This is a genomic window from Ruminococcus sp. YRD2003 (assembly GCA_900109435.1).
GTDB classification, from domain to species: Bacteria; Bacillota; Clostridia; order Oscillospirales; family Ruminococcaceae; genus Ruminococcus; species Ruminococcus flavefaciens_G.
Map to the genome: position 1 here is coordinate 174,974 of FNZT01000003.1, position 23,719 is coordinate 198,692.

General features: G+C 50.5%; 26 protein-coding genes. 9 read left to right on the plus strand and 17 right to left on the minus strand.

What is annotated here, in order from left to right:
• Nucleotides 1-3: 3 nt before the first annotated feature.
• The 3 genes from pflB to grcA3 are packed head-to-tail and all read left to right on the plus strand — an operon-like array spanning nucleotide 4 to nucleotide 2,584.
• Entirely contained in the window at nucleotides 4-2,127 is a 2,124-nt protein-coding gene (gene pflB, locus BMX22_RS00830) for a formate C-acetyltransferase (protein WP_074740037.1), read from the plus strand.
• Entirely contained in the window at nucleotides 2,120-2,332 is a 213-nt protein-coding gene (locus BMX22_RS00835; RefSeq protein ID WP_074740038.1) for a hypothetical protein, read from the plus strand. Before pflB ends, BMX22_RS00835 begins: the two co-directional genes overlap by 8 nt.
• A gap of 12 nt (nucleotides 2,333-2,344) precedes the next feature.
• Nucleotides 2,345-2,584 carry an autonomous glycyl radical cofactor GrcA3 gene (grcA3, locus tag BMX22_RS00840; RefSeq protein WP_074740039.1) on the plus strand — a complete coding sequence of 80 codons (240 nt, stop codon included), beginning with the start codon at nucleotides 2,345-2,347 and terminating at the stop codon, nucleotides 2,582-2,584.
• Between the two features lie 88 nt (nucleotides 2,585-2,672).
• Here grcA3 and BMX22_RS00845 read toward each other — a convergent pair whose 3' ends face one another.
• Nucleotides 2,673-5,678 carry an ABC transporter ATP-binding protein/permease gene (locus tag BMX22_RS00845; RefSeq protein WP_074740040.1) on the minus strand — a complete coding sequence of 1,002 codons (3,006 nt, stop codon included), beginning with the start codon at nucleotides 5,676-5,678 and terminating at the stop codon, nucleotides 2,673-2,675.
• A gap of 129 nt (nucleotides 5,679-5,807) precedes the next feature.
• On the opposite strand from BMX22_RS00845, the gene BMX22_RS00850 reads away from it, so the two are divergent.
• The 6 genes from BMX22_RS00850 to BMX22_RS00875 all read left to right on the plus strand — a co-directional run bounded on the left by BMX22_RS00850 (nucleotide 5,808) and on the right by BMX22_RS00875 (nucleotide 13,742).
• Entirely contained in the window at nucleotides 5,808-6,623 is an 816-nt protein-coding gene (locus BMX22_RS00850; RefSeq protein ID WP_074740041.1) for a TrmH family RNA methyltransferase, read from the plus strand.
• A gap of 114 nt (nucleotides 6,624-6,737) precedes the next feature.
• Complete coding sequence (gene uvrB / locus BMX22_RS00855; RefSeq protein WP_074740042.1) at nucleotides 6,738-8,699, plus strand: excinuclease ABC subunit UvrB; 1,962 nt, start codon at nucleotides 6,738-6,740, stop codon at nucleotides 8,697-8,699.
• A 19-nt stretch (nucleotides 8,700-8,718) separates the two neighbouring features.
• Nucleotides 8,719-11,547, plus strand: coding sequence for an excinuclease ABC subunit UvrA (gene uvrA / locus BMX22_RS00860; protein WP_074740043.1), 2,829 nt, complete (start codon nucleotides 8,719-8,721; stop codon nucleotides 11,545-11,547).
• 67 nt (nucleotides 11,548-11,614) lie between these two features.
• Entirely contained in the window at nucleotides 11,615-11,977 is a 363-nt protein-coding gene (locus BMX22_RS00865) for a hypothetical protein (protein ID WP_074740044.1), read from the plus strand.
• Between the two features lie 20 nt (nucleotides 11,978-11,997).
• Nucleotides 11,998-12,669, plus strand: a complete 672-nt coding sequence (locus BMX22_RS00870; RefSeq protein ID WP_074740045.1) for a dockerin type I repeat-containing protein — start codon at nucleotides 11,998-12,000, stop codon at nucleotides 12,667-12,669.
• Nucleotides 12,669-13,742, plus strand: coding sequence for a radical SAM/SPASM domain-containing protein (locus tag BMX22_RS00875; RefSeq protein ID WP_074740046.1), 1,074 nt, complete (start codon nucleotides 12,669-12,671; stop codon nucleotides 13,740-13,742). Before BMX22_RS00870 ends, BMX22_RS00875 begins: the two co-directional genes overlap by 1 nt.
• Before the next feature lie 30 nt (nucleotides 13,743-13,772).
• On the opposite strand, the gene BMX22_RS00880 is transcribed toward BMX22_RS00875, so the two are convergent.
• The 16 genes from BMX22_RS00880 to hisD all read right to left on the minus strand — a co-directional run bounded on the left by BMX22_RS00880 (nucleotide 13,773) and on the right by hisD (nucleotide 23,705).
• On the minus strand, nucleotides 13,773-14,156 hold the full coding sequence (locus tag BMX22_RS00880) for a hypothetical protein (RefSeq protein ID WP_177172945.1): 384 nt from the start codon (nucleotides 14,154-14,156) through the stop codon (nucleotides 13,773-13,775).
• Between the two features lie 26 nt (nucleotides 14,157-14,182).
• Nucleotides 14,183-14,464: a hypothetical protein gene (locus tag BMX22_RS00885; protein WP_074740048.1), complete on the minus strand. Its 282-nt coding sequence runs from the start codon at nucleotides 14,462-14,464 to the stop codon at nucleotides 14,183-14,185.
• A gap of 38 nt (nucleotides 14,465-14,502) precedes the next feature.
• Entirely contained in the window at nucleotides 14,503-14,841 is a 339-nt protein-coding gene (gene hisE, locus BMX22_RS00890; RefSeq protein WP_031561425.1) for a phosphoribosyl-ATP diphosphatase, read from the minus strand.
• Nucleotides 14,842-14,844: 3 nt separating this feature from the next.
• Nucleotides 14,845-15,189 carry a phosphoribosyl-AMP cyclohydrolase gene (gene hisI, locus BMX22_RS00895; protein WP_074740049.1) on the minus strand — a complete coding sequence of 115 codons (345 nt, stop codon included), beginning with the start codon at nucleotides 15,187-15,189 and terminating at the stop codon, nucleotides 14,845-14,847.
• Between the two features lie 60 nt (nucleotides 15,190-15,249).
• The gene (locus BMX22_RS00900) at nucleotides 15,250-15,651 is read right to left on the minus strand and encodes a GNAT family N-acetyltransferase (protein ID WP_074740050.1); all 402 of its coding nucleotides are present in this window, start codon (nucleotides 15,649-15,651) and stop codon (nucleotides 15,250-15,252) included.
• Nucleotides 15,644-16,045 carry a cytidine deaminase family protein gene (locus tag BMX22_RS00905; RefSeq protein WP_074740051.1) on the minus strand — a complete coding sequence of 134 codons (402 nt, stop codon included), beginning with the start codon at nucleotides 16,043-16,045 and terminating at the stop codon, nucleotides 15,644-15,646. Before BMX22_RS00905 ends, BMX22_RS00900 begins: the two co-directional genes overlap by 8 nt.
• A 3-nt stretch (nucleotides 16,046-16,048) precedes the next feature.
• A complete protein-coding gene (hisF, locus tag BMX22_RS00910; protein ID WP_074740052.1) occupies nucleotides 16,049-16,804 on the minus strand; it encodes an imidazole glycerol phosphate synthase subunit HisF in 756 nt (251 codons plus the stop codon).
• On the minus strand, nucleotides 16,804-17,325 hold the full coding sequence (locus BMX22_RS00915) for a GNAT family N-acetyltransferase (protein ID WP_074740053.1): 522 nt from the start codon (nucleotides 17,323-17,325) through the stop codon (nucleotides 16,804-16,806). The genes hisF and BMX22_RS00915 overlap by 1 nt, the downstream gene beginning before the upstream one ends.
• Complete coding sequence (gene hisA / locus BMX22_RS00920) at nucleotides 17,312-18,037, minus strand: 1-(5-phosphoribosyl)-5-[(5-phosphoribosylamino)methylideneamino]imidazole-4-carboxamide isomerase (RefSeq protein WP_074740054.1); 726 nt, start codon at nucleotides 18,035-18,037, stop codon at nucleotides 17,312-17,314. Before hisA ends, BMX22_RS00915 begins: the two co-directional genes overlap by 14 nt.
• The gene (locus BMX22_RS00925; RefSeq protein WP_074740055.1) at nucleotides 18,034-18,570 is read right to left on the minus strand and encodes a flavodoxin domain-containing protein; all 537 of its coding nucleotides are present in this window, start codon (nucleotides 18,568-18,570) and stop codon (nucleotides 18,034-18,036) included. Before BMX22_RS00925 ends, hisA begins: the two co-directional genes overlap by 4 nt.
• Nucleotides 18,570-19,361, minus strand: a complete 792-nt coding sequence (locus BMX22_RS00930; protein ID WP_074740056.1) for a hypothetical protein — start codon at nucleotides 19,359-19,361, stop codon at nucleotides 18,570-18,572. The genes BMX22_RS00925 and BMX22_RS00930 overlap by 1 nt, the downstream gene beginning before the upstream one ends.
• Entirely contained in the window at nucleotides 19,354-20,061 is a 708-nt protein-coding gene (locus BMX22_RS00935) for a tyrosine-protein phosphatase (RefSeq protein WP_074740057.1), read from the minus strand. Before BMX22_RS00935 ends, BMX22_RS00930 begins: the two co-directional genes overlap by 8 nt.
• Nucleotides 20,058-20,660, minus strand: coding sequence for an imidazole glycerol phosphate synthase subunit HisH (hisH, locus tag BMX22_RS00940; RefSeq protein WP_074740058.1), 603 nt, complete (start codon nucleotides 20,658-20,660; stop codon nucleotides 20,058-20,060). The genes BMX22_RS00935 and hisH overlap by 4 nt, the downstream gene beginning before the upstream one ends.
• The gene (hisB, locus tag BMX22_RS00945; protein ID WP_074740059.1) at nucleotides 20,660-21,253 is read right to left on the minus strand and encodes an imidazoleglycerol-phosphate dehydratase HisB; all 594 of its coding nucleotides are present in this window, start codon (nucleotides 21,251-21,253) and stop codon (nucleotides 20,660-20,662) included. Before hisB ends, hisH begins: the two co-directional genes overlap by 1 nt.
• Nucleotides 21,246-22,307: a pyridoxal phosphate-dependent aminotransferase gene (locus BMX22_RS00950; protein WP_074740060.1), complete on the minus strand. Its 1,062-nt coding sequence runs from the start codon at nucleotides 22,305-22,307 to the stop codon at nucleotides 21,246-21,248. Before BMX22_RS00950 ends, hisB begins: the two co-directional genes overlap by 8 nt.
• A gap of 114 nt (nucleotides 22,308-22,421) precedes the next feature.
• The gene (gene hisD, locus BMX22_RS00955; protein WP_074740061.1) at nucleotides 22,422-23,705 is read right to left on the minus strand and encodes a histidinol dehydrogenase; all 1,284 of its coding nucleotides are present in this window, start codon (nucleotides 23,703-23,705) and stop codon (nucleotides 22,422-22,424) included.
• Between the last annotated feature and the right edge of the window lie 14 nt (nucleotides 23,706-23,719).

Below are 23,719 nucleotides of genomic sequence, written 5' to 3' on the forward strand. Positions count from 1 at the left end.
TCTATGTTTGAGTATCTGAAGGAATTCCCCAAGGAATGGGAGGGCTTCAACGAAGAAAGATGGTGCAATACCTCTATCAACGTCAGAAACTTCATAAAGCATAACTATACGCCGTATGACGGTGATGAAAGCTTTCTTGCGGGTCCTACTGAAGCGACTAAGAAGCTGTGGGCTGAGGTGATGGAGCTCTCGCGTCAGGAGCGTGAGGCAGGCGGAGTTCTTGACATGGACACAAAGATCATTTCAACTATAACCTCCCACGGTGCAGGCTATATCGACAAGGAGCTCGAACAGATAGTCGGTCTCCAGACGGACAAGCCTTTCAAGCGTGCCCTCCAGCCTTTCGGCGGTATCCGTATGGCTCAGCAGGCTTGCAAGGAGTATGGATATGAAGTTGACCCTGAGGTCGTTGAGATATTCACAAAGTACCGCAAGACCCACAATCAGGGCGTTTTCGATGCGTACACTCCCGAGATGAGGCTCGCACGCCATTCCGCTATACTCACAGGTCTGCCCGATGCTTACGGCAGAGGCCGTATCATCGGCGATTACAGGCGTGTTGCACTCTATGGTGTGGACATACTCATAAAGGACAAGAAGCATCAGATAGATACTTCGCTCGTAAGAATGACCTCGAGGAATATTCGTCTCCGCGAGGAACTTGCCGAGCAGGTCCGCGCTCTTGAAGACCTCAAGAAGCTCGGTGAGATATACGGATTCGATATCTCCAAGCCTGCCGCAAATGCGAAGGAGGCTGTTCAGTGGCTGTACTTCGGTTATCTCGCCGCTGTCAAAGAGCAGAACGGTGCTGCGATGTCGCTCGGACGCACCTCCACTTTCCTCGATATCTATATCCAGCGTGACCTCGACCGCGGTCTTATCACCGAGGAACAGGCTCAGGAGCTCATCGACCATTTCATAATGAAGCTTCGTATAGTCAAGTTTGCGCGTACTCCAGAGTATAATGAGCTTTTCTCGGGCGACCCGACATGGATAACCGAATCTATCGGCGGTCTGCTGGTCGACGGTCATCACCTCGTAACAAAGAACAGCTTCCGCTATCTGCACACCCTTGAGAACCTCGGAACTGCTCCCGAGCCGAATATGACTGTCCTTTGGTCAACGAAGCTCCCGCGCAATTTCAAGGTCTACTGTGCGAAAATGTCGATACAGACCTCGTCTATCCAGTACGAGAATGATGATATGATGCGTGAGATACACGGTGATGACTACGCTATCGCCTGCTGTGTTTCTTCGATGGTAGTCGGCAAGGAGATGCAGTTCTTCGGTGCAAGAGCCAACCTTGCAAAATGCCTTCTTTATGCGATAAACGGTGGTATAGACGAACGTCTCGGCTTGCAGGTTGGACCTAAGTTCCGCCCTGTAGATACTGAATATCTCGACTACGATGACGTATGGAGCAAGTACAAGGATATGATGGAGTGGCTCGCGGGACTTTACGTGAACACTCTCAATGTCATACACTATATGCATGACAAGTACAGCTATGAGAGACTTCAAATGGCTTTGCACGACCGTGACGTCAAGCGCTATTTTGCGACGGGTATCGCAGGACTTTCAGTTGTTGCCGATTCGCTTTCCGCAATCAAGTACGCTAAAGTCAAGCCTATCCGTAAGGATATTGAAATTAAGGACAAAGCAGGCAATGTTGTTGACGTTGCAAAGAATGTCATTGTTGACTACGAGATAGAAGGAGATTTCCCGAAATACGGAAATAACGACGACCGTGTCGACCAGATCGCTTGTACCGTTGTCCGCTACTTTATGGACTGCATAAGAAAGCACCACACTTACCGTGACGGCGTTCCTACGATGTCTATACTTACCATCACGTCGAATGTCGTATACGGCAAGAAGACAGGCAATACTCCTGACGGACGCAAACAGGGAGTGCCGCTTGCTCCGGGAGCTAATCCCATGCACGGCAGAGATACTCACGGAGCCGTTGCATCGCTCGCTTCCGTTGCAAAGCTCCCCTTCCGCAACGCTCAGGACGGTATCTCTAATACATTCTCGATAATACCCGATGCTCTCGGAAAGGATATGCAGGTGTTTGCAGGCGATATCGACCTTGACAGGCTTGCTGCGGAGGCTGACGATGAATGAGGATATTCTTACCCCCGCGGACAGAAGCCCTGAGGAGCTTGCAAAACTGATAGACGCTCTGTTTTCGCAGGGAAGCGGTCATATAAATGTTACTTCCGCTGAAGGTGACGGGCTGAAAGTCGACACTGTAAAAAGCACAGACATATGCGGTGTAAAGGGCGCGTGCTGTCAGCCTACAGAGGAAGCTATAGATAACGACGAATAAAGGAGGATAATTATGGCTAATGATAAACAGGTAGATAACCTTATTGAACTTCTCGACGGCTATGTCAAGAAGGGCGGACATCATCTTAATGTAAATGTTTTCACACGTGAAACTCTGCTTGATGCACAGGCACATCCCGAGAAGTACCCTCAGCTCACAGTCAGAGTATCGGGATACGCTGTCAATTTCGTCAAACTCACAAAGGAACAGCAGGACGACGTTATTTCACGTACCTTCCACAGCAAACTGTAATTGCTTTATATACGATAAAAAAGAGGTATCACTTTCACAGTGATACCTCTTTTTTTCAGCGGCGAGAAGTTACGCCGCTGAATCATTATTATTCTGTTCTGAGAGCAACAACAGGGTCTTTCTTAGCTGCGCTTCTCGAGGGAATGATACCCGAGATAAGTGTGAGCATTACACTTATCATTATGAGTATAACTGCTGCGGGCAAAGGCAGAACAGACTTGAGGTTCGTAATGCCTGTCAGACCTTTGATTATAGCATTTATCGGGAATGTTGCGAGCCATGAAACAATGACTCCGAGAAGTCCCGATGTAAAGCCTATGAGCATAGTTTCTGCATTGAACATATTGCTTACGTTTCGCTTGGAAGCACCTATCGCACGGAGTATACCTATCTCCTTGGTGCGTTCCTGAACAGAGATCAGCGTGATAACTCCTATCATTATTGAGGAAACGATGAGCGAGATGCTGACGAAAGCGATGAGCACGTAAGTGATGGCATTGATTATAGTGGTGATGCTGCTCATCATAAGACCGATGTAGTCGGTGTATTTGATGGCGTCAAGTTCGTCTTTGCCCTCGTTGTAGTCCTTGATAACGTCCTCTATGACGTCTTTTTTCTCAAACGACTTGGAATACAGACTTATCATTGACGGGTCGTCGAGGTCGATATAGCCCATTTTGCGGAGGTTATCTTCGTATGTTGCATTTGAGAACTCAACTATCTCATCATAAAAGTAAGCTGCATCGGAAGCCTTCATATCCTTCATCATCTGGTCGAGAGCCGCAAGCATCTGATCGGGTTCCATAGTACCGAGCTGCTCCATTACCTGCTGAGCGTACTGAGCCTTTATCTGCTCCTGAACGCCCTGAGTATAAGCGGCGGTGAGGTCGTCGTCACTCATCTGCGAGAGATAACCTCGAATATCGTTTTCGGCGACTCCCATCTGCTGAGTGAGCATCTGTACGAGCGCTGTCTCCATATCCTCACGCTTGACGTCCTTCATAGCCTCGGCAGTCATCTGTGCTAGCTCATCTTGCTTGGGAGTGCTCATGATCTGAACATAGAGTGCGGTTTTATCGGCGTCGCCCTTTCCGTCGACATAAGTGCGGAAGAGCTCCTGCTTCTCCTCGTCGGTGAGAGTTCCGGCTGCGGGCTTGAAAGGAAGTCCCGAGATAACATCTTTTTCGGGAGCATCGAGCTGAGCCTTGATAACGTCGGCGTCGTGTGAGTTTTCGATGATATAGCGGGTCAGGTCGCTCGTGTATCCTATAGCGCCCGTGAGCATGGCAGTCTTTGAGTCTTCGCTCGGGCGGATGATACCGCTGACCTTGATGTCGATACCGTTGTCATAGAGATAGGTCATACCTGCCTCGGTATCTCGGAGGTCGGAGTAAGTATTGGTAGCCTTGTCGTACTTGAAGCAGTCGGAGTTGAGGACTACGCGGTAAGTTCTGTTGCATATATCCTCGTAGCTCCACTGCTGCTGATTGAACTCGACCTTTGTAGTACCGTCCATAGCAGCAGTCATGATCTTGTCTATCTCCTCTTTTGTCTCAAGACCGAGAGCATAAAGCACAACGTCGTTGAGCTCGTTGTTCTTATCGAGTACGAGCACGACCTCGTCATAGCTGTTCGGCCATGAACCGTAAACGACATCATACTGCTTTTCAAGGAGAGGGCTGACTTTTTTGCCGTTTTCGCCCGAGAGCATTTCCTGCCAAAGCTTCATCTGCATACTGCTGCCCATCATTTCGCCCATCATTGAGCCGCTGTTCATGCTCGACATCGCTGACATATCAATGTTCATAGCTTCTGCCATGAGCTCGGTCATGAGCTGCTCGGCATCAGAGATGATGATATCGCCGTCAACGTTTTTGGTATAGACGAGCATATCGTAATCGTATGCATACTGAACGCCGTTAAGAGCGCTGTTGAGCTTGGAGCCCTCATCCGCTTTCTGCTCTTCAATGTAAGCCTTGAACGATTTGAGGTCGTTTTCCGAATTCTCCTTATCGTTGAAGGCGTTGACTATCTCATAGACAGCCGAGCGCTTGTATACAGCGTCCTTATCGTGGTCGATATCACCGCTGCCGAGCTTCATGAATGTCTCCATTATTGCCGAGAGGTCGGTGTTTGTGTGCTCGATAGCGAGAGGATATGAGGAAAGCGTCTCCTCCTGTATGTCGTCGATGTAGTTCTGGAAGCCCTGTGATACTGCGTATATAAGGGCGATACCGATGATGCCGATACTTCCTGCGAAGGATGTCAGCATAGTGCGCCCCTTCTTGGTGAAGAGGTTCTTCATCGAAAGTCCGAGCGAGGTCATGAATGACATAGAGGGCTTCTTCTTTTTTACGCCCGCTTCCTCGTCCTGCAGGGTCTTGTCACGGACTTCCTCCATCTGTATCTCCTTCTCGGTCAGCGGAGCGGAGTCCTCCTTGATAACGCCGTCGAGCATACGCACGATACGGGTGGAGTATCTCTCTGCGAGCTCGGGGTTATGTGTGACCATGATAACGAGTCTGTCCTTGGATATATCCTTGAGGATATCCATTACCTGCTCACTCGTTACGGTGTCGAGAGCTCCCGTAGGCTCATCTGCGAGGATGATATCGGGGTCATTGACGATAGCACGTGCGATAGCTACACGCTGCATCTGTCCGCCCGACATCTCAGACGGACGCTTGTTGAACTGGTTCCCGAGCCCGACCTTCTCGAGAGCCTTCTTTGCACGTTCAACTCGTTCATTCTTGGATACGCCCGAGAGCGTCAGCGCGAGCTCTACATTGCGGAGCACGGTCTGATGAGGAATGAGGTTGTAGCTCTGGAAAACGAAGCCTATGGAGTGGTTGCGGTAGGAGTCCCAGTCACGGTCCTTGTACTCCTTGGTGGAGCGTCCGTTGATGACGAGGTCGCCCTCCGTGTACTTGTCAAGACCGCCGATGATGTTGAGCATCGTTGTCTTTCCGCAGCCCGACGGACCGAGGATGGCAACAAATTCCGACTGTCTGAATTTAAGGTCGATACCCTTCAATGCGTGAACGGTGTTCTCGCCCGCAAGGTAATCCTTCTTTATGCCTTTTAATTCGAGCATAATATCCCTCCTGTATTAGTTTACTCTGTCATTATATTCCGCATTTCTCAAATCTTCCTCAACTAAGTGTTTACATTAAAAATCGTTTGTGTTATAATTGTAGCAATGCTACTTAAAAAAGGTGATATTATGCCAGAAATTATAGAATTTGATAACATAGAGGCACCCGAACTTGCGATGTATCGTCCGCAAAGAGAGCCGCAGCTGCTGCACTGGTACGAACCTGAAGCAGGTATATTCCTCACAGAGAGCCCGAAGGTAATAGAGCGGGCGCTCCGAGCCGGATATGAGCCGCTGTCGATGCTCTGTGAACGCCGCGACATCGATGGAGAAGCGGCTGAAGTCACAGCGGCAGCGAATGTGCCTGTATATACAGCTGACAGTGATATCATCACGGAGCTGACAGGCTTTAAGCTAATACGCGGTGTTGTTTGTGCAATGAGAAGACGTCGGCTGCCCGCTCCCGAGGAACTGTGCAGCAATGCCAAAAGGATAGCTGTACTGGAAAATGTAGTGAACCCTACCAACGTGGGAGCTATTTTCCGCTCGGCAGCTGCACTCGGGATAGAGGCGGTAATACTCACAAATACTTGCTCAGACCCGTTGTATCGGCGCTCTTCGCGCGTGAGCATGGGGACTGTCTTTCAGGTGCCGTGGACGTATATGGACTCTCCGCTGACGGACATGGAGCTCCTTCATTCGCTTGGCTATAAGACGGCGGCGATGGCTCTTGTCTCTGACAGCGTGGATATCGACGATGAGCAGCTAAACTCGGAGGAAAAACTCGCAGTCGTGCTTGGAGCGGAAGGTGACGGACTCTCACATGAAACTATAACCGCTTCGGACTATAAGGTCTGCATACCGATGTCAAATGAAGTAGATTCGCTGAACGTTGCAGCAGCTTCTGCTGTGGCGTTTTGGCAGCTCGGAAAGAGACGAATGTAGGCCGCATCGACGTTTCTCACGAGCGTTTTTACACAAAAGAAATTTTGTTCTTGCTATTTGGGAGCAAATGTGTTATAATAATAGACAGACATAATCGTATCAAGGAGGTTAGCTATGGACCATTTCGTTCTCCACTCGGATTACGCACCTGCGGGCGACCAGCCGCAGGCTATAGATAAGCTCGCCAAAGGTATAGAAGCAGGCAAAAAGGAACAGATACTACTCGGAGTAACAGGCTCAGGCAAGACATTTACAATGGCTAATGTAATAGCCCGTGTGAACAAGCCTACTCTTGTGCTCGCTCACAACAAGATACTTGCTGCACAGCTTTGCTCGGAGTTTCGCGAGTTCTTCCCCGAAAATGCCGTTGAATACTTCGTTTCCTACTACGACTACTATCAGCCAGAGGCTTATGTCCCGTCTACCGACAGTTACATCGAAAAGGATTCCTCAATAAACGACGAGATAGACAAGCTGCGGCACTCCGCTACCACTGCCCTTGCAGAGCGCAGAGACGTCATCATCGTAGCGAGCGTATCGTGCATTTACTCTCTCGGAAGCCCTGACGAATACCGCTCTATGTGCGTCTCTATACGTCAGGGAGCCGAAAAACCTCGCGACCAGCTTATTTCCGAGCTCGTCCGCATACGCTACGAGCGCAACGACATCGCCTTTGAGCGTAACAGGTTCAGAGTACGCGGAGACGTTGTCGAGATATTCCCCGCGAGGTCGAGCGATACGGCTGTCCGTGTGGAGTACTTCGGCGACGAGGTCGACCGCATCTCCGAGATAAACGTTGTCACCGGCGAAGTCAAAGCAGTTGTCAGCCATGTGGCTATTTTCCCTGCATCGCACTACGTCGTAGGCGATGACAAGCTCGAAAATGCCCTCAAGGAGATAGACCGAGAGCTTGCCGAGCGTATCGACTACTTCCAGAAGAACAATAAACTCATCGAAGCTCAGCGCATAGAACAGCGCACTCACTACGATATGGAGATGATACGCGAGGTCGGCTACTGTTCGGGCGTAGAGAACTACTCGCGTGTACTTGCGGGACGTCCTGCGGGAAGTACTCCCCTCACCCTCATGGACCACTTCCCCGAGGACTTCCTCCTCATCGTGGATGAGAGCCACGTGACGCTTCCACAGGTACGCGCGATGTATGCAGGAGACCGCGCAAGAAAGACCACCCTCGTCGATTACGGCTTCCGCCTGCCGAGCGCTATGGATAACCGTCCGCTCAACTTCGATGAGTTCAACGCTCACATACATCAGGCGATATATGTCAGTGCGACTCCTGGACAGATAGAGCGCGAAAAGACCGATATCATTGTCGAGCAGCTCATACGTCCGACGGGGCTCGTCGACCCCGAGATAATCGTCAAGCCCACTCAGGGACAGGTCGACGACCTGCTCTCCGAGATAAACGAGCGCGTGGAGAAGCACGAGCGCGTCCTCGTCACGACGCTGACCAAGAAAATGGCTGAGGACCTGACCTCCTACTATGAGGGGCTCGGTGTGAAGGTGCGATACCTCCACCACGACATCGACACAATTGAGCGCATGGAGATAATCAAAGACCTGCGAAACGGAGTATTCGACGTCCTTGTAGGTATCAACCTTCTGCGTGAGGGGCTCGATATCCCCGAGGTCAGTCTCATAGCTATACTCGATGCTGACAAGGAAGGCTTCCTCCGAAGTGAGACTTCGCTTATACAGACTATCGGACGAGCCGCGCGAAACGCTTCGGGACAGGTCATAATGTACGCGGATACGGTAACGGGCTCCATGGAGCGTGCTATCACCGAGACCGAACGCCGACGCGCCATACAGACTGCCTTCAACAAGGAACACGGCATAGTTCCTAAAACGATAATCAAGGATGTCCGCGACGTACTGGAGATAACCTCGAAGCCCAAACTCGAAAAGAAGCTCAATAAGAAGAAACTCTCGGGCGGAGAGAAGCAGCAGCTCATAGACAAGCTTACCTCCGAGATGAAGAACGCCGCGAAACTGCTTGAATTCGAGCACGCCGCGTACCTGCGCGATAAGATAAAAGAATTACAGGGAGAATGACCCGCTTTAAGGAGTAAATATGATAGACAAGATAATCATTAAAGGCGCACGCGCCAACAATCTGAAAAACATAGACCTTGAGCTCCCGCGTGACAAGCTCATCGTAATGACAGGACTTTCGGGCTCGGGCAAGTCCTCGCTCGCCTTTGACACAATTTACGCCGACGGTCAGCGCCGCTACGTTGAGAGCCTTTCATCATACGCGAGAATGTTCCTCGGACAAATGGAAAAGCCTGATGTTGACAGCATCGAGGGGCTTTCCCCTGCTATATCCATTGACCAGAAGACTACCTCCAAGAACCCGCGTTCGACTGTGGGGACCGTAACCGAGATATATGACTATCTTCGTTTGCTCTACGCAAGGATAGGCATACCGCACTGTCCGATATGCGGGCGTGTTATATCACAGCAGAGCATAGACCAGATAGTCGACACGATAATGGAGCTGCCCGCAGGCACGAAGCTCCAGCTTCTTGCGCCGATAGTCCGCAACCGCAAGGGACAGTACACAAAGGAACTTGATTCCGCAAGGAAGTCGGGCTTTGTGCGCGTGCGCGTCGACGGGATAATGTATGAGCTTGCCGAGGAGATAAAGCTTGACAAGAACAAGAAGCATAATATCGAAATTGTCGTCGACCGTATCGTTATAAAAGAGGGTATCGAGTCGCGTATCACCGACAGCCTTGAGACAGTCTTCAAGCTTACTGAGGGACTTGCGCTCGTAGATGTGATAGACGGCGAGGAGATGCTCTTCTCGCAGAATTACGCCTGCCCTGAGCATAATATAAGCATCGGCGAGCTCGAACCTGTCATGTTCTCGTTCAACAATCCTGTCGGAGCCTGCCCGAAATGTACGGGATTGGGCGTGTTCCGTCACATTGACCCCGAACTTATCGTTCCGAACAAGGACTTCACTATTGAAGGCGGAGCTATCAAGGCAAGCGGCTGGAACAGTCTCGACGAGGCGTCGATATCGCTGATGTACTACCGTGCTATCTCCGAGAAGTACAATGTGCCGCTCGATGTGCCTGTAAAGGAGCTGACAGAAGAACAGCTCGGATATTTCCTTTACGGAACAGGTGATGAAAAGCTAAAGCTGAAACGTCCGAAGTCGCTCGGCGGCGGTACTTACGAAACACCGTTTGAGGGCGTTATCAACAACCTCGAAAGACGCTACCGCGAGACGAGCAGTGACTACTCCCGCAACGATATCGAGGAGTGTATGAGTGAGGTCGAATGTCCTGTCTGCAAGGGAAAGAGGCTTCGTGACGAGTACCTTGCCGTCACTGTCGGAGGAAAAAATATCAGTGAAGTGACGGACTTCTCCGTCAGAAACTGTCTCGACTTTTTTGAGAACATCACCCTCACCGAACATGAGGGCTTCATCGGTGAGCGCATAATCAAGGAGATAAAAGAGCGCCTCGGCTTCCTTAAAAGTGTCGGACTTGAATACCTCACACTCTCGCGGGCAGCGGGGACTCTCTCGGGCGGCGAGAGCCAGCGTATACGCCTTGCTACGCAGATAGGCTCGTCACTCGTTGGGGTGCTGTACATTCTCGATGAGCCGAGTATAGGTCTTCACCAGCGCGACAATGACAAGCTCATCGCGACACTGAAACGTCTTCGCGACCTCGGCAACACGCTCATAGTAGTTGAACACGACGACGACACCATGCTCGCCGCCGACTATATCGTTGACATCGGTCCCGGAGCCGGTGTGAACGGCGGAAATGTCGTGTTTGCGGGAACTGTAGACAAGCTTCTTAAATGTAAGGCTTCGATAACGGGGCAGTACCTCAGCGGCAGGAAGGTAATACCGCTTCCCAAGAAACGCCGCGAAGGCAGCGGAAAGTTCCTGACGATTCATGGCGCGACCGAACACAATCTCAAAAACATAGATGTAACTATCCCCCTCGGCAAGCTGGTATGCGTGACGGGGGTATCGGGCAGCGGAAAATCCAGCCTCGTGAACGAGGTCATTTACAAACACCTCGCAGCAAAGCTCAACCGAGCAAGGATACGTTCCGGAAGCTTTGCCTCAATGGACGGCATCGAGGAACTCGACAAGGTCATCTGTATAGACCAGTCGCCGATAGGACGTACTCCCCGCTCAAATCCCGCGACCTACACAGGCGTTTTCAACGATATCCGTGACCTCTTCTCCCAGACCTCCGATGCCAAGGCTCACGGTTACACTGCAGGGCGATTCAGCTTCAACGTCAAGGGCGGACGCTGCGAAGCCTGCGAGGGTGACGGTATAATCAAGATAGAGATGCACTTCCTGCCCGATATCTACGTACCGTGCGAGGTCTGCAAGGGCAAGCGCTACAATCGCGAGACTCTCGAAGTTCACTACAAGGGCAAGTCGATATACGACGTCCTCGAAATGACCGTTGACGAAGCAGTTGAATTCTTTGAGCATCTTCCAAAGATAGCCCGCAAACTCAGGACTTTGCAGGAAGTCGGTCTCGGATATATCAGGCTCGGACAGTCGGCAACCACCCTTTCGGGCGGTGAAGCTCAGCGCGTTAAGCTCTCGACGGAGCTATCCAAACGCGCTACGGGACGCACTATCTATATCCTCGACGAGCCCACCACGGGTCTGCATACTGCCGATGTCCACAGGCTCATCGACGTTTTGCAGGAGCTCACCGACCAAGGGAATACGGTCCTTGTTATTGAGCACAACCTCAACGTGATAAAAGTCGCAGACCACATCATCGACCTCGGTCCCGAGGGCGGAGACGGCGGCGGTACTATTGTAGCCGAGGGCACTCCCGAGGAAGTTGCCAAGTGCAAGAGATCCTATACGGGACAATATCTGAAAAAATACCTTTCCGAGAAATAAAACTGTTGACTTTTGCCGATAGAGGCGGTATAATTAAAATAAGTATAATTGTAAATGGGATGATTATATGAAGCATACCAAGAAAACTGCATTGACTGCCGCTATGCTGACGGCTGCGATGTCCATGACAGCTGGCATCACGCTGACCTCGTGCTACCCGCAGATAGTCTACGGTCCGCCCGAGTCGTATGAGACTCCGACAAATCCGTCCGAGCCTGCGCCGTCTGCCTACGACCCCTCAACTGAGGAGATACAGGACGTTTACGGTCCGCCGCCCGTCGAGGAAGAGGACACGTCTGCCGCTGTAACTGAGGTAGATGTGCTCCCCGAGGAGACGACCACCGTCACGACCGAGGACAGCACCGATACCACGACTAAGCCCGTCGATATGCAGCTTGTGTATGGTCCGCCAAACGCATTCGGAAACTGATACGAAAGGAGCCCGACACAATGAAAAAGACCGACAAGACCGCTCTTACTGCCGCTGCTTTTGCGGCAGCTCTCAACATCGTACCTATGGGAGCTTCGGCATATGACCCTGCCGAGGAGCAGATACAGGACGTTTACGGTCCGCCCGTATACTTCGAGACAACTACCGCCGAGGAAATGGTGCCTCAGCCCGATTACGGTCCCATGCCCGCATGGACAACTGAGACTACTGCTGTCCAGGAGGAGACAACTACAGATGTGACCGAGATAGTTCCTCAGCCTACCTATGGTCCGCCAATACCGACGGGCGATATGAACTTTGACGGTAAGGTCGATACCTTTGACCTCATAAGTATGAGAAAGCTTTTCTCTAAGACGAATTATTCCGAATACTATGACAGAGCAGCCGACATAAACGAGGATGGAAAGCTTTCTGTTGCCGACCTCGTATTGATGAACAGGTATCTGCTCGGCAGGGACAGAGTCATAGGTTCGCCCGAGACTACCGCTGTCGACGAGCCCGACGTCACGACTACCACCGAGACCGAATTCTTTGCAGTATACGGTCCTCCCTCTTGGTTCGGACTTGAGACGACGACAGCCATAGCTCCCGAGGATCCGATCGAAACAACGGAGACTCGTTTGGATCCCGTTTACGGACCTCCTTCGTGGTTCGGGAAGGAAGATAAGTAATGCTTGACATAAATATAAAAAAGGACAATATGAAGACCCTTGAGGCATACCGTGCAGGACTTATGGTCAAGCCCATGCTTCGCAACCTCTTCCTCGAACTGACTGTTCGCTGCAATGAGCGCTGTCTCCACTGCGGAAGCAGCTGCGGCGACGTTTCAAGTGAGGAGCTCACTGCTGCTCAGTATGCGAAATTCCTCGCTGAGGTAAAGGGTGACTTCGGTACTGAGAAGAAAATGCTCTGCATAACAGGAGGAGAGCCTCTCCTTAGGAGCGACTTCTTCGATATTATGGCGAACGCACATGAGCTCGGCTTCAAGTGGGGAATGACCAGCAACGGCACCCTTATCGACGAGCACGTCGCTAAAGAGCTGAAGCGTGTCGGTATGAATACAATATCCATAAGCATTGACGGTGTTGAGGAGACTCACGACGCATTCCGCCGCACTCCTGGAGGCTGGAAAAAGGCTATGAACGGGCTTGAATGCCTTATCCGCGAGGGCGGTTTCCAAGGCATTCAGGCGACGACGGTCGTGACTCATCAGAATATCGGACAGCTTGACGAGCTATACAAGATATTCAACGAAATGGACATCGACTCTTGGCGTATCATCAATATGGAGCCTGTCGGACGTGCAAAACAGCATCCCGAGCTTGTGCTCACTCCCGATGATTACCGCTATATGTTCGAGTATATACGAAATATGAGAATGAAGGGCGAGCCTGTTACCTATGGGTGCAGCCATTATCTCGGTATGGAGTATGAGCGCGAAGTGCGCGACTGGTACTTCATTTGCACCGCAGGTACATACATCGCGAGTATCATGGCTAACGGCGATATCACTGCCTGTCTCGACATCGAGCGACGTCCCGAGTTCATACAGGGAAATATCCTCCGTGACCGCTTCAAGGACGTGTGGGAGAACGGCTTCAAGATCTTCCGCAAGAACCTCTGCGACGAAAACGAGAAGTGCTCGGCGTGCTCAGAGAAAGACCGCTGTCACGGAGATTCCTATCATAGCTGGGACTTCGATAAGCATGAGCCGCAGGTTTGCTTCAAAGATATTCTGTTCTAACATAAAAAGGAGGCGTAAAGCCTCCCTTTTTTATGTGTATGTATTGATAATGTTTAGCGTGAGGTCGTAGCGCGTAGTGTCGCTTGAACACCCCGAAACAATAATAACATACGTTTTGCCGTTTTTCTTGAAAGAAGATATCAGACAGGTTCCCGCGTCTGCTGTCGTACCTGTCTTTACTCCCGTCGCATCGGCGCGATAGTATTTGCTCGAGGTGTCAAGCAGGTAATTAGTGCTTTTCCAGTTGAAGGTCTGTCCCGAAGCTATCGTAACACGCTTTTGCGCCGTGGAAGTGATCTCCCGTATTGTCGGCACAGTCAAACAGTAGCGAGTGAGCTTTAGCAAATCAGCCGCAGTCGTATACAGACCGCTCTGGTCGTAGCCGTCAGGATTGTTGAAGTTGCTTTCTGTCATACCGAGCTCCGCCGCGAATTGGTTCATCATCTTGCAGAAGCAGTAAGCAGTTTCGTAAAGCTTGCAGGCGAAATACACGTATGAATATCGTGATAGTTAATGAGCTTTTCTTCGTCAAGGTCATAAAGCAGATAAGTCTTGCTCCTGTAGTAAGTGTTGTACGAAGCCGAAGAATTGCAGCTCTCAATAATATAGTCAGCAAGCCGCTTGAATGTATTCGTAGAGATGTAGGAATAGTAGGCAAGAACAGTTGAAGCGTCGCTCGCGTCGATGATACCGTCGTTGTTTACGAAAGTCCCGATATGCATAGCAGACTAAGCAGAAAACAAATTATTGTTTAGCCATATCAGGTATTCTTATCGACCGTGTGGAACTTCTTGAGATTGCCTATTTTTTCGTTGCGCTCGTCGAGCACCTTTTCAACGTCGGACCACTCGAGTCCCTGATTCGCACAAAGCACCATTACGTGATAGAGCAGGTCGTTAATTTCGTTCATGAGCTCGTTATTGTCGCCGTTCTTGGCAGCTATAACGGTCTCGGTAGCTTCCTCGCCGACCTTCTTGCATATCTTGTCCACGCCCTTGTCGAAGAGGTAGCAGGTGTAGGAATTCTCGGCAGCAGTACCGTTCTCGAACTGCTTTTTTCTCTCCTTGATAACTTCAAATATTTCCTCGTAAACTGTCATTTTTCATTCCTCCGTATTGTAAATTTCATTGAAGAAGCAGCTATAGCTTCCCGTGTGGCAGGCAACTCCCGTCTGCTCGACGTTGACAAGCAGCGTGTCGTTGTCGCAGTCTCCATAAATGGATACGACCTTCTGAACGTGACCGCTCGTCGCGCCCTTGTTCCAGTATTCCTGTCTTGACCTGCTCCAGAACCACGTATAACCTGTTTCGAGAGTCTTTCTGAGACTCTCTTTGTTCATATATGCGAGCATGAGAACAGTTTTTGTGTTGACCTCGTAGCATATCGCGGGGATAAGCTCGCCTTTGACGAAAAACTTATCGAGGTCGTTGATGTCTATTTTTATCATTTTTACTCCTTTGAGCACCGCTCAATCATATAGTCAGATTTTTCTGCGCGGACATTTCACTCACGTCCACAGCGAGGTGATGAACATCGGCGAGGCATCGTCCGCTTTCTTGAAGCCGCAGTTTTCGTAAAAGTGCAGCTCTTCATTGTAGGCGATGACTGCCACGCGGAGGTAGTCCCTGTAGTGCTTCTTCATCATGTCGACGAGCGTGCGTCCGACTGTCTGACCGTGGTAATCGGGGTCAACCAGCAGATAGTGGACGTAGGCATTCATTATTCCGTCGTCCATTGCGCATATCATGCCGATTAGCTTTTCGCTGTCCCACGCGCTGTAGACCGTGCGGAAGTTCTGCATCGCGACCTTCAGCTTCTCGGGGAAGTGACCGCTCGACCACTCGACCGAAAGAAAGAGGCGCTTGAGCTCATGCTCCGTGAAATCATGTGTGTCTCTGTACTCAATCATAGTCTATCCACCATTCGGGGGTTATCTCCCCGAGAGTTATAGTTTTGCCCGTGCGGTAGTCGAGCATAATCTCGATATCCTTGTAGCTCGTGGGCATGAGCTGTACCATCAACTCGCGGCAGGCTCCGCAGGGAGCTCCCTTGCCCTCGATAGGTGCGATACACAGCACCCTCGCTATTTCGTGCTCACCGTTTGTTATCATGTTGAAGATAGCATTTCTCTCGGCGCATATGCCGAGGGTAGAGCAGGTGTCGATACAGACGCCCGTGTATATCCTGCCTGATTTGCTCAGCACTGCCGCAGATACCTCTCCCGCCGAGACAAATTCCGATATCTGTCTCGCGTTGAGCACTGCCTTAGCCGCCGTATACATTTCTTCCCATATCTTGTCCATAGCTTACCTCACGATAACGCCCTTGCCGCGGCAGTAGTCCTTGACCTCGCCTACGGTGAGCTCCTTGAAGTGAAAGAGCGAAGCCGCAAGAGCAGCGGTAGCTCCTGTTTTCTCGAAAACTTCATAGAAATCGTTTATCTTGCCTGCGCCGCCGCTCGCGATAACGGGAATGGAGCAGTTGTCGCATACGGCTCTCAGCATGGGGATATCGAAGCCCTCCTTTGTGCCGTCTGCGTCGATGGAGTTGAGGCATATCTCCCCCGCTCCGAGCTTTTCAATGGTGTGTACCCAGTCGATGAGGTCGAGCCCCATATCTACTCTGCCGCCGTTTATGTAAACTGTCCACTTGTTGTCGGCGATCTTCTTGGCGTCTATACCGACGCATATGCACTGGCTTCCGAAGATATCGGCGCCGTCCTTTACGAGCTGAGGATTCTTCACAGCCTGAGAGTTCACCGAGACCTTGTCGGCTCCCGCGCGAAGAGCCTCGCGGATGTCGTCAACAGTCTTGATACCGCCTCCGACTGTTAGGGGCACAAAAACCTTCTTCGCAGTTTCGCGGACAACGTCGAGGAAGACTCCCCTGCCCTCGAAAGATGCGGTTATATCGTAGAAAACTATCTCGTCCGCACCTTGCTTATTGTATTCTTCGGCGCACTCGACGGGGTCGCCTACGTCGCGGACTCCTTCAAAATTAACGCCCTTAACTACCTTGCCGTTGCGAACGTCAAGGCACGGGATTATTCTTTTTGCAAGCATTATATACCACCTTTCTCTATGGTCATATGACATCTGTCCCATACTTCGTTATCGTATCTGAATGCACCCTCGTCCCTACCGTACTCCTTGAATCCCACGCTCTCATAGCAGCGTTTTGCACCTGTATTGACCGAAAGGACACACAAATTTACTCTTTCAGCACCTGTGAACTCAAACGCATATCGAACCGCAAGTCTGAGCATTATTCTGCCAAGTCCCCTGCCGCGCATTGAAGGATCGACCATTACGAACTTTAACATTCCCTCATTTGATCCTGTATTAACGGAATAACAGAAGAATCCGACAGGTACACCGTTGATATCCGTTGCCACAAAGGGAGTGTCGCCGCAGTTTTCTGCTATATCTTCAAGCATTCTGACGAAGTCCTCACGTTCTATCGGGAACTTTGTCCTTCCTGCACACCACATAGCGTGTTCACGCGGCTGAGTTATCCATTTGCTTATTATTTCAAAATCACGGCAGAGGATAAACGGGCGCAGTCTGAGTTCATTTTCCGGCATATTCTATTGCCTCTTTAAGATCCAGAGTTCCCTTGTATATGGACTTTCCGCAGATAGTACCGTAAAGTCCCATTTCCTTGCAGGCGATAATGTCGTCCATAGTGTGGACTCCGCCGCTCGCAACGATATTAGCTCTGCCCTCGGTAGCATCAGCCAGCTTTTTGAGCTGCTCGCGATTCACGCCCGAGAGCGTGCCGTCTTTGGAAATATCGGTGAAAATGAAGTACCTGACACCTGCCTCGATCATCTTGTTTGCAAGATCGATGTAGTGGACATCCGAGCTTTCCAGCCAGCCCTCGGTCGCTACCATTTCATTCATGGCGTCTATCCCAACGACCACTTTTTCGCTGCCGAACTTCTCAACAGCATCACAGACAAGCTTCGGGTTTTTAAGTGCAACCGAACCGAGTATCACTCTCGTGATGCCCATATCGAGGTACTCTTTTATCGTTTCGAGACTGCGTATGCCGCCGCCGAGCTCGACTTTTAAATTAGTTTTCTCGGCAACGTCTGTATATATCTTCGTGTTGACAGGTCTGCCCTCTTTAGCTCCGTCGAGGTCTACCATGTGTATCCACTCAGCACCTGCCGCCTCGAAGCTTCTTGCAGTTTCAAGGTAGTCGGAAGCCACCTTTTCAACGGTATTGAAATCGCCTTTGAAAAGACGCACGCAGTTGCCGTCCTTAATGTCTATTGCAGGGAAAATAATCATGACTTTTCTCCATTTCCGAGCTCTGCAAACAGCGGCTCGAGGTAATCTTTTTTCGTCCAGTCGCACTTCCGACCCTTCGCTTCAACAACGAGCTTCGCCCATGATCTCAGCTCAGACGGGTCCTTTTTTTCGAGTGATCTTACGAACATCTTGCACATTGTCTTATCGGTAAAATTCATGTTTTCGATGTCCCACATCCCCTGAAAATAGAAGCACGGGATCTTTGCGAGCTCTCCGCCCAGATTCTTGTTTTTTATGATTTCAAGCATTTCGTCATCGCTCGGAGATGCTCCGCAGCAAAAAACAATGATATGCTTGTTTTTCAGCGCATCGTAGTTCTTTTTCAGGAATGAGATACCGGCGATGGACGAATAATACAGGCCTCCTCCGATGATGATGGTGTCGTACTTTTCGACCTCATTGATTTTTGCGTTTTTGGTATCGACCACCTTGAAGCCTGTCTCCTGTGATATCCATTCCGCATATTTTGCGGAAGCGCCGTACTTGGAACGGCAAAGAATTATTCCACTCATTATTTAACCTCGTTTATTTTTGAAATTATTTCCGAATAAGCTGATGTCAGGTCCTTCTGCGGGTCGTCGATAACTGCATTGTCGATGTCGAGTCTGCTCAGTATATCCAGCTCCCTGCGCTGCCGCTCTTCGAGCGCGGAGATATAACCATCAAATCCGCTAAGTCCGCAGCTCTTGCCGAATGCGCCGTTACAGTGATAGTCGATGACAGCATTGAGCCAATCGTCTCCGCGTTCCACGGATGCTTTCTTTACGCTGTTATAAATGTCACTGTTTTTCAGGTACACTACAAACGGCGAAAGCGGCTTTATTATATCGCAGAGCTCGCGTATGTATGTCTCGGAAGCAGCCTCGTCAAAGCCGAACCTCATCATCGTCTCACACATCGGATTTTGCAGCAGCACGCAGTTGAAAACGTACTTGCTGTCATGGATACTCTGCACGAATTCGTGCCATTTATCGAGCATTACGGGTCGTTCTGTCTCCCACGGCAGGAAGTCATATACTTTGCGCTGTAGGAGCTTCTCGAACAATTCACCGCTGAATTCTCCGAGATGTACGATAAATCCGTCTGATTTTTCAGTGCAAGCAGATAGTATCTGCTGCTGCTCGGCGTAGGTGAAGTTCGTCATATCCTCGCGGGAGAGGAAGGCATGAAATTCGTAGTCCGCGGGGTGATCTCCCGTACCCTCGTCAACGAAACGCATACCGAGTTCTTCGGCTATAAATCGGGAAGTTGTGCTCTTTCCCGAGCATGGCGGTCCCTCAACAATTATTAGTTTTCTATTCATATATAACCTCTGAGGAGAGGAGCTTATTGCGTATCATCTCAGCATATTCTGCTGAAAGCCCGATACTACAGAAATAGTTCTCAACGTTTTCATAGCGCTCTGTAAACAGGTCGATAAAGCGTTCCATACTTTTTTCATTTGCAAGAACGATATTCCTGTCGACTTCGGGATGACTTGCAAGAAAGGCTGAAAGGCGAATGTGGTTGTATTCGCGGCTAATGACATAATCACGCACGATAGTCTCCCTGTCAACGCTGCACATAAGCAGGATTACAGCGGACACAACACCCGTTCTGTCTTTGCCTGCTGTGCAGTGAAACAGCACACCGTTTTCAGCCTCAGCCATAGCACGCCAGACGCTCGGAATATTCTCCGCAGTCACGATATCCATATACGACAGCGGGACAGCTTCAAGGCTCTCGGGGACACCGCTACCCTCGGTTATCGGAAAGTGATGATAGTCAAATCCTGCAATATCGGCAAATCCATCGGGGACTCTTTCTGTCTCGGCTTCCGTGCGCATATCTATTATTGTAGTGATACGGTTTGAAAGTAATTTTTCGACATCCTCGGTGGAAGGAACTGCGGGAACATCACTGCGCCATATCATGCCTTTCCGTGTCACTTTTCCGTCGGATGTTTTGAAGCCTCCGAGCTCCCGTGTATTGAATGAGCAGGAAAGCAGGCTATTGTATGTCATATCAGACCAGCAAAACTGCGGAGTATCTTCAAGCCTGTTTCTCCTGATTTTTCGGGATGGAACTGAGCTCCGTACACGTAATTGCCGTCGTATACGAGAGCGGGGACACGTCCGCCGTACTCGCTGTATGCTGCAATATACTTATCTTCGCACTGAGCCTTGTACGAGTGAACGAAATAAACGTACTCGTTATCGCCGATATTTTCGAGCAGCGGGCAGTCATTGAGCTTTTCGAGCTTATTCCAGCCCATGTGCGGGATTATGAGGTCGGGCTCGTCCATTTTTATGACAGAGCCTGCGATAAGACCCAAGCCGTCGCACTCTTCAAACTCATAACCCTTTTCAAAAATGAGCTGCATACCGAGGCAGATACCGAGAAAGGGCTTCTTAGCGGCTTCTTCCTTGATAGTATCGACAAGTCCCGACTTGTTGAGCATCTCCATAGCCGATGGAAAAGCGCCTACTCCCGGGAGGATAACGGCGTCGGCTGCTATGACAGACTCCTTGTCCTTTACGAGTGCGCTCTCCAGTCCGAGGTGGTCAAGAGCATTTTTTACGCTGAATATATTGCCTGCACCGTAGTCGATTATGGCTATCATCACAGTACCCCTTTCGTGGAGAGCGTCGAGCCGTCTGTGTTCTCTGTCACGGCAGTCTTGAGAGCGTGTGCGACCGCCTTGTAGACAGCTTCACACTTGTGGTGGTCATTAGAGCCGTAAAGCAGGTTGATGTGCAGCGTCATGCCTGAATTGAAGGCAAACGCACGGAAAAATTCCTCCGTCATGCACAGGTCATACTCGCCGCACGACTGATTCGTGAACGGGCAGTTGAACACAAGGAACGGTCTGTTGCTGAGGTCGAGGCTCGCCATAGCGAGCGACTCGTCCATGGGTATATAGGCAGTACCGTAGCGGACAATTCCCGACTTGGCACCGAGAGCCTGTCCCAGAGCCTGACCGAGTGCGATCCCCGTATCCTCTATCGTGTGGTGACAGTCTACCTGCAAGTCGCCCTTGACCTTGATAGTCATGCTGATACCGCTGTGTACCGAGAGAGCGGTCAGCATATGGTCAAAAAAGCCGACTCCCGTGTCTATATCAGCCTTACCCTTGCCGTCTATGTCAACATTTACGAAGATGTCGGTTTCTTTCGTCTTGCGGACAATTTCGCCGCTTCTTTTCAGCTTAGCCATTAAGTATCTCCTCCAATGCTGAGAATAATGCATCCATTTCCTCGCGCGTACCGATAGAAATGCGCAGATGATCCTTTATTATCGGCTGATCCCACCAGCGTACGAATATGCTGCGCTTTTTGAGTTCCGTAAATACATACTCTGCGGTCTTGCATTTAGGCGATGCGAAAATGAAATTGCTTTTTGAATCGGGGAATGTGAAGCCGAGTTCCGCAAGTCTTGTCTTTGAGTATTCACGTGTGTCGATTATCTTCTGTACAGTTTCGCGGAAGTATATTTCGTTGCGGACAGCTGCCGCTCCGCAAAGCTGTGTGACAGTGTTCATCGTGTATGAATTTATCGAGAACTTAACATCGTTCATGTACTGTATCAGCTTCTTGCTTCCGATAGCGAAGCCTATTCGCATACCCGCCATGGAGCGTGATTTCGAGAAGGTCTGGATCACGAGCAGATTATCGTATTTCTCGGTCAGAGGCAGACAGCTCTCGCAGCCGAAGTCGATGTAAGCTTCATCTATCATCACTACGGAGTCGGGATTTGCTCTGATGATATCCTCTATCATCTCCACGGACTCATACACGCCTGTCGGAGCATTGGGATTCGGGAAGATTATACCTCCGTTCTCGCACTTATAGTCCTCGGGGTCGATAGTGAAGTCGGGACGCAGCGGTTTCTTCACGTAAGGAATGCGGTAGACATCAGCCCATACGGGATAGAATGAGTAGGTGATATCGGGGAAAAGGATTGGCTTATCCGAGTTGAAGAACGTGAGAAAAGCCATTGATATTACATCGTCCGAGCCTACTCCCACGAAAACCTGAGCGGGGTCAACGCCGTATCTTTCAGCGATAGCGTCAGTGAGCACTGCCGCATCGGGAGTAGGGTACAGCCTCATGCGCGAGACGTCAAAATTGTCGAGTATCTCCCTGACCTCGGGCGCGGGCGGATACGGATTCTCGTTTGTATTGAGCTTGATGACGTTCGTGTTCTTGGGCTGTTCACCCGGAACGTAGGGTACTACCCTGCGGACGCCGCTCTCCCATGATTTATTCATATTATCACTTCCTGTTAACCTAATTGCGTAAATTGTACCTTTTTGTGGTCGCTGCTGATTATGACCGCACTGCTGTGCGGGTTGCTTATATCCGCTCAGCTCTGCCCAGACGGCTCATTCAAATCTAACTTTTATCGCATTCGCGTGGGCTGTAAGTCCCTCGCGCTCGGCGATGAGGACGATATCGTCCTTAGCGGCGCGGAGAGCATCCTCGGTGTAGTAGGTGTAGCTCATACGCTTAGTAAAGCTTGCAACTCCGAGAGGCGAGAAGAAGCGTGCAGTGCCGCTTGTGGGAAGCACGTGGTTCGGACCTGCGTAATAATCTCCGAGAGGCTCGGAAGCGTAGTTTCCGAGGAATACCGAGCCCGCATTCTCGATACTGCCGAGAAGCTCGAACGGATTCTCCATGAGGACTTCAAGGTGCTCGGGAGCTATCTCATTGGCAAGCTCCACGCACTTTTCGCGGCTGTCAGCAATAATTATCGCACCGTAGCCGTCAAGCGACTTCTCGATTATTTCCTTTCGGGAGAGATACTCCTTCTGGCGCTCTATCTCGGCAATGGTAGCGTCCGCGAGCTTCTCGCTCGTAGTTACCATAATTGAGGAAGCGATGACGTCGTGCTCTGCCTGAGACATAAGGTCTGCGGCTGCGAACTTCGGGTCCGCGGTATCGTCAGCGATAACGAGTATCTCGCTCGGACCTGCTATCATGTCGATATCGACTACGCCGTAAAGCAGCTTCTTGGCTGTAGCAACGTAGATATTACCGGGACCTACTATCTTGTCGCACTTCGGAATCTCCTCTGTGCCGTATGCGAGAGCTGCGATAGCCTGAGCACCGCCCGAGAGGAACACGCGGTCTACTCCGCATATAGCGGCAGCGACGAGTATATCCTTGTTAGGAGTACCGTCCTTCTTGGGCGGAGTCACCATTATAATTTCCTTTACGCCTGCTATCTTAGCAGGGATAGCGTTCATAAGCACGCTTGAGGGATATGCAGCCGTACCGCCTGGAACGTACAAACCTACTCGTGTAAGTCCGCGAACCTTCTGTCCCATTATACAGCCGTCAGCTTTTGCATTGATAAAGCCCTGCTCGACCTGACGGTTGTGGAAATCGGCGATGTTCTCCTGAGCGTTGAGGAGAGCGTCCACAAACTCCTGGTCAGCCTCGGTGAGAGCGTCGTTGATGACCTCACGAGGTACTTCATAATACTGCGAGAGGTTGCCGTCGAATTTTAGTGTATAGTTTTTTACGGCAGTATCGCCGTTAGCACGAACATCTTCAATAATAGCGGAAACAGTCTCGGTGACCTTCTTATTGGTCTCGCCCGCACGCTTTCCGAGCTCCTCAAGGAAGAGCTTTTCGTCTGTACCGTTTGCGAATATCTTTTTCATATTATCCTCTCCTG

Bases quoted from the DNA above. Each gene is read 5' to 3' on its own strand.
- uvrA (WP_074740043.1), top strand. From the start codon at position 8,719: ATGATAGACAAGATAATCATTAAAGGCGCACGCGCCAACAATCTGAAA.
- grcA3 (WP_074740039.1), top strand. From the start codon at position 2,345: ATGGCTAATGATAAACAGGTAGATAACCTTATTGAACTTCTCGACGGC.
- BMX22_RS00870 (WP_074740045.1), top strand. From the start codon at position 11,998: ATGAAAAAGACCGACAAGACCGCTCTTACTGCCGCTGCTTTTGCGGCA.
- hisD (WP_074740061.1), bottom strand. From the start codon at position 23,705: ATGAAAAAGATATTCGCAAACGGTACAGACGAAAAGCTCTTCCTTGAG.
- pflB (WP_074740037.1), top strand. From the start codon at position 4: ATGTTTGAGTATCTGAAGGAATTCCCCAAGGAATGGGAGGGCTTCAAC.
- hisB (WP_074740059.1), bottom strand. From the start codon at position 21,253: ATGGCTAAGCTGAAAAGAAGCGGCGAAATTGTCCGCAAGACGAAAGAA.
- BMX22_RS00885 (WP_074740048.1), bottom strand. From the start codon at position 14,464: ATGCATATCGGGACTTTCGTAAACAACGACGGTATCATCGACGCGAGC.
- BMX22_RS00835 (WP_074740038.1), top strand. From the start codon at position 2,120: ATGAATGAGGATATTCTTACCCCCGCGGACAGAAGCCCTGAGGAGCTT.
- hisA (WP_074740054.1), bottom strand. From the start codon at position 18,037: ATGATTATTTTCCCTGCAATAGACATTAAGGACGGCAACTGCGTGCGT.
- hisF (WP_074740052.1), bottom strand. From the start codon at position 16,804: ATGCTTGCAAAAAGAATAATCCCGTGCCTTGACGTTCGCAACGGCAAG.
- BMX22_RS00925 (WP_074740055.1), bottom strand. From the start codon at position 18,570: ATGAGTGGAATAATTCTTTGCCGTTCCAAGTACGGCGCTTCCGCAAAA.
- BMX22_RS00865 (WP_074740044.1), top strand. From the start codon at position 11,615: ATGAAGCATACCAAGAAAACTGCATTGACTGCCGCTATGCTGACGGCT.
- BMX22_RS00905 (WP_074740051.1), bottom strand. From the start codon at position 16,045: ATGGACAAGATATGGGAAGAAATGTATACGGCGGCTAAGGCAGTGCTC.
- BMX22_RS00850 (WP_074740041.1), top strand. From the start codon at position 5,808: ATGCCAGAAATTATAGAATTTGATAACATAGAGGCACCCGAACTTGCG.
- BMX22_RS00845 (WP_074740040.1), bottom strand. From the start codon at position 5,678: ATGCTCGAATTAAAAGGCATAAAGAAGGATTACCTTGCGGGCGAGAAC.
- BMX22_RS00900 (WP_074740050.1), bottom strand. From the start codon at position 15,651: ATGATTGAGTACAGAGACACACATGATTTCACGGAGCATGAGCTCAAG.
- hisE (WP_031561425.1), bottom strand. From the start codon at position 14,841: ATGACAGTTTACGAGGAAATATTTGAAGTTATCAAGGAGAGAAAAAAG.
- uvrB (WP_074740042.1), top strand. From the start codon at position 6,738: ATGGACCATTTCGTTCTCCACTCGGATTACGCACCTGCGGGCGACCAG.
- BMX22_RS00935 (WP_074740057.1), bottom strand. From the start codon at position 20,061: ATGACATACAATAGCCTGCTTTCCTGCTCATTCAATACACGGGAGCTC.
- hisI (WP_074740049.1), bottom strand. From the start codon at position 15,189: ATGATAAAAATAGACATCAACGACCTCGATAAGTTTTTCGTCAAAGGC.
- BMX22_RS00950 (WP_074740060.1), bottom strand. From the start codon at position 22,307: ATGAATAAATCATGGGAGAGCGGCGTCCGCAGGGTAGTACCCTACGTT.
- hisH (WP_074740058.1), bottom strand. From the start codon at position 20,660: ATGATAGCCATAATCGACTACGGTGCAGGCAATATATTCAGCGTAAAA.
- BMX22_RS00875 (WP_074740046.1), top strand. From the start codon at position 12,669: ATGCTTGACATAAATATAAAAAAGGACAATATGAAGACCCTTGAGGCA.
- BMX22_RS00930 (WP_074740056.1), bottom strand. From the start codon at position 19,361: ATGAATAGAAAACTAATAATTGTTGAGGGACCGCCATGCTCGGGAAAG.
- BMX22_RS00880 (WP_177172945.1), bottom strand. From the start codon at position 14,156: ATGACAGAAAGCAACTTCAACAATCCTGACGGCTACGACCAGAGCGGT.
- BMX22_RS00915 (WP_074740053.1), bottom strand. From the start codon at position 17,325: ATGCCGGAAAATGAACTCAGACTGCGCCCGTTTATCCTCTGCCGTGAT.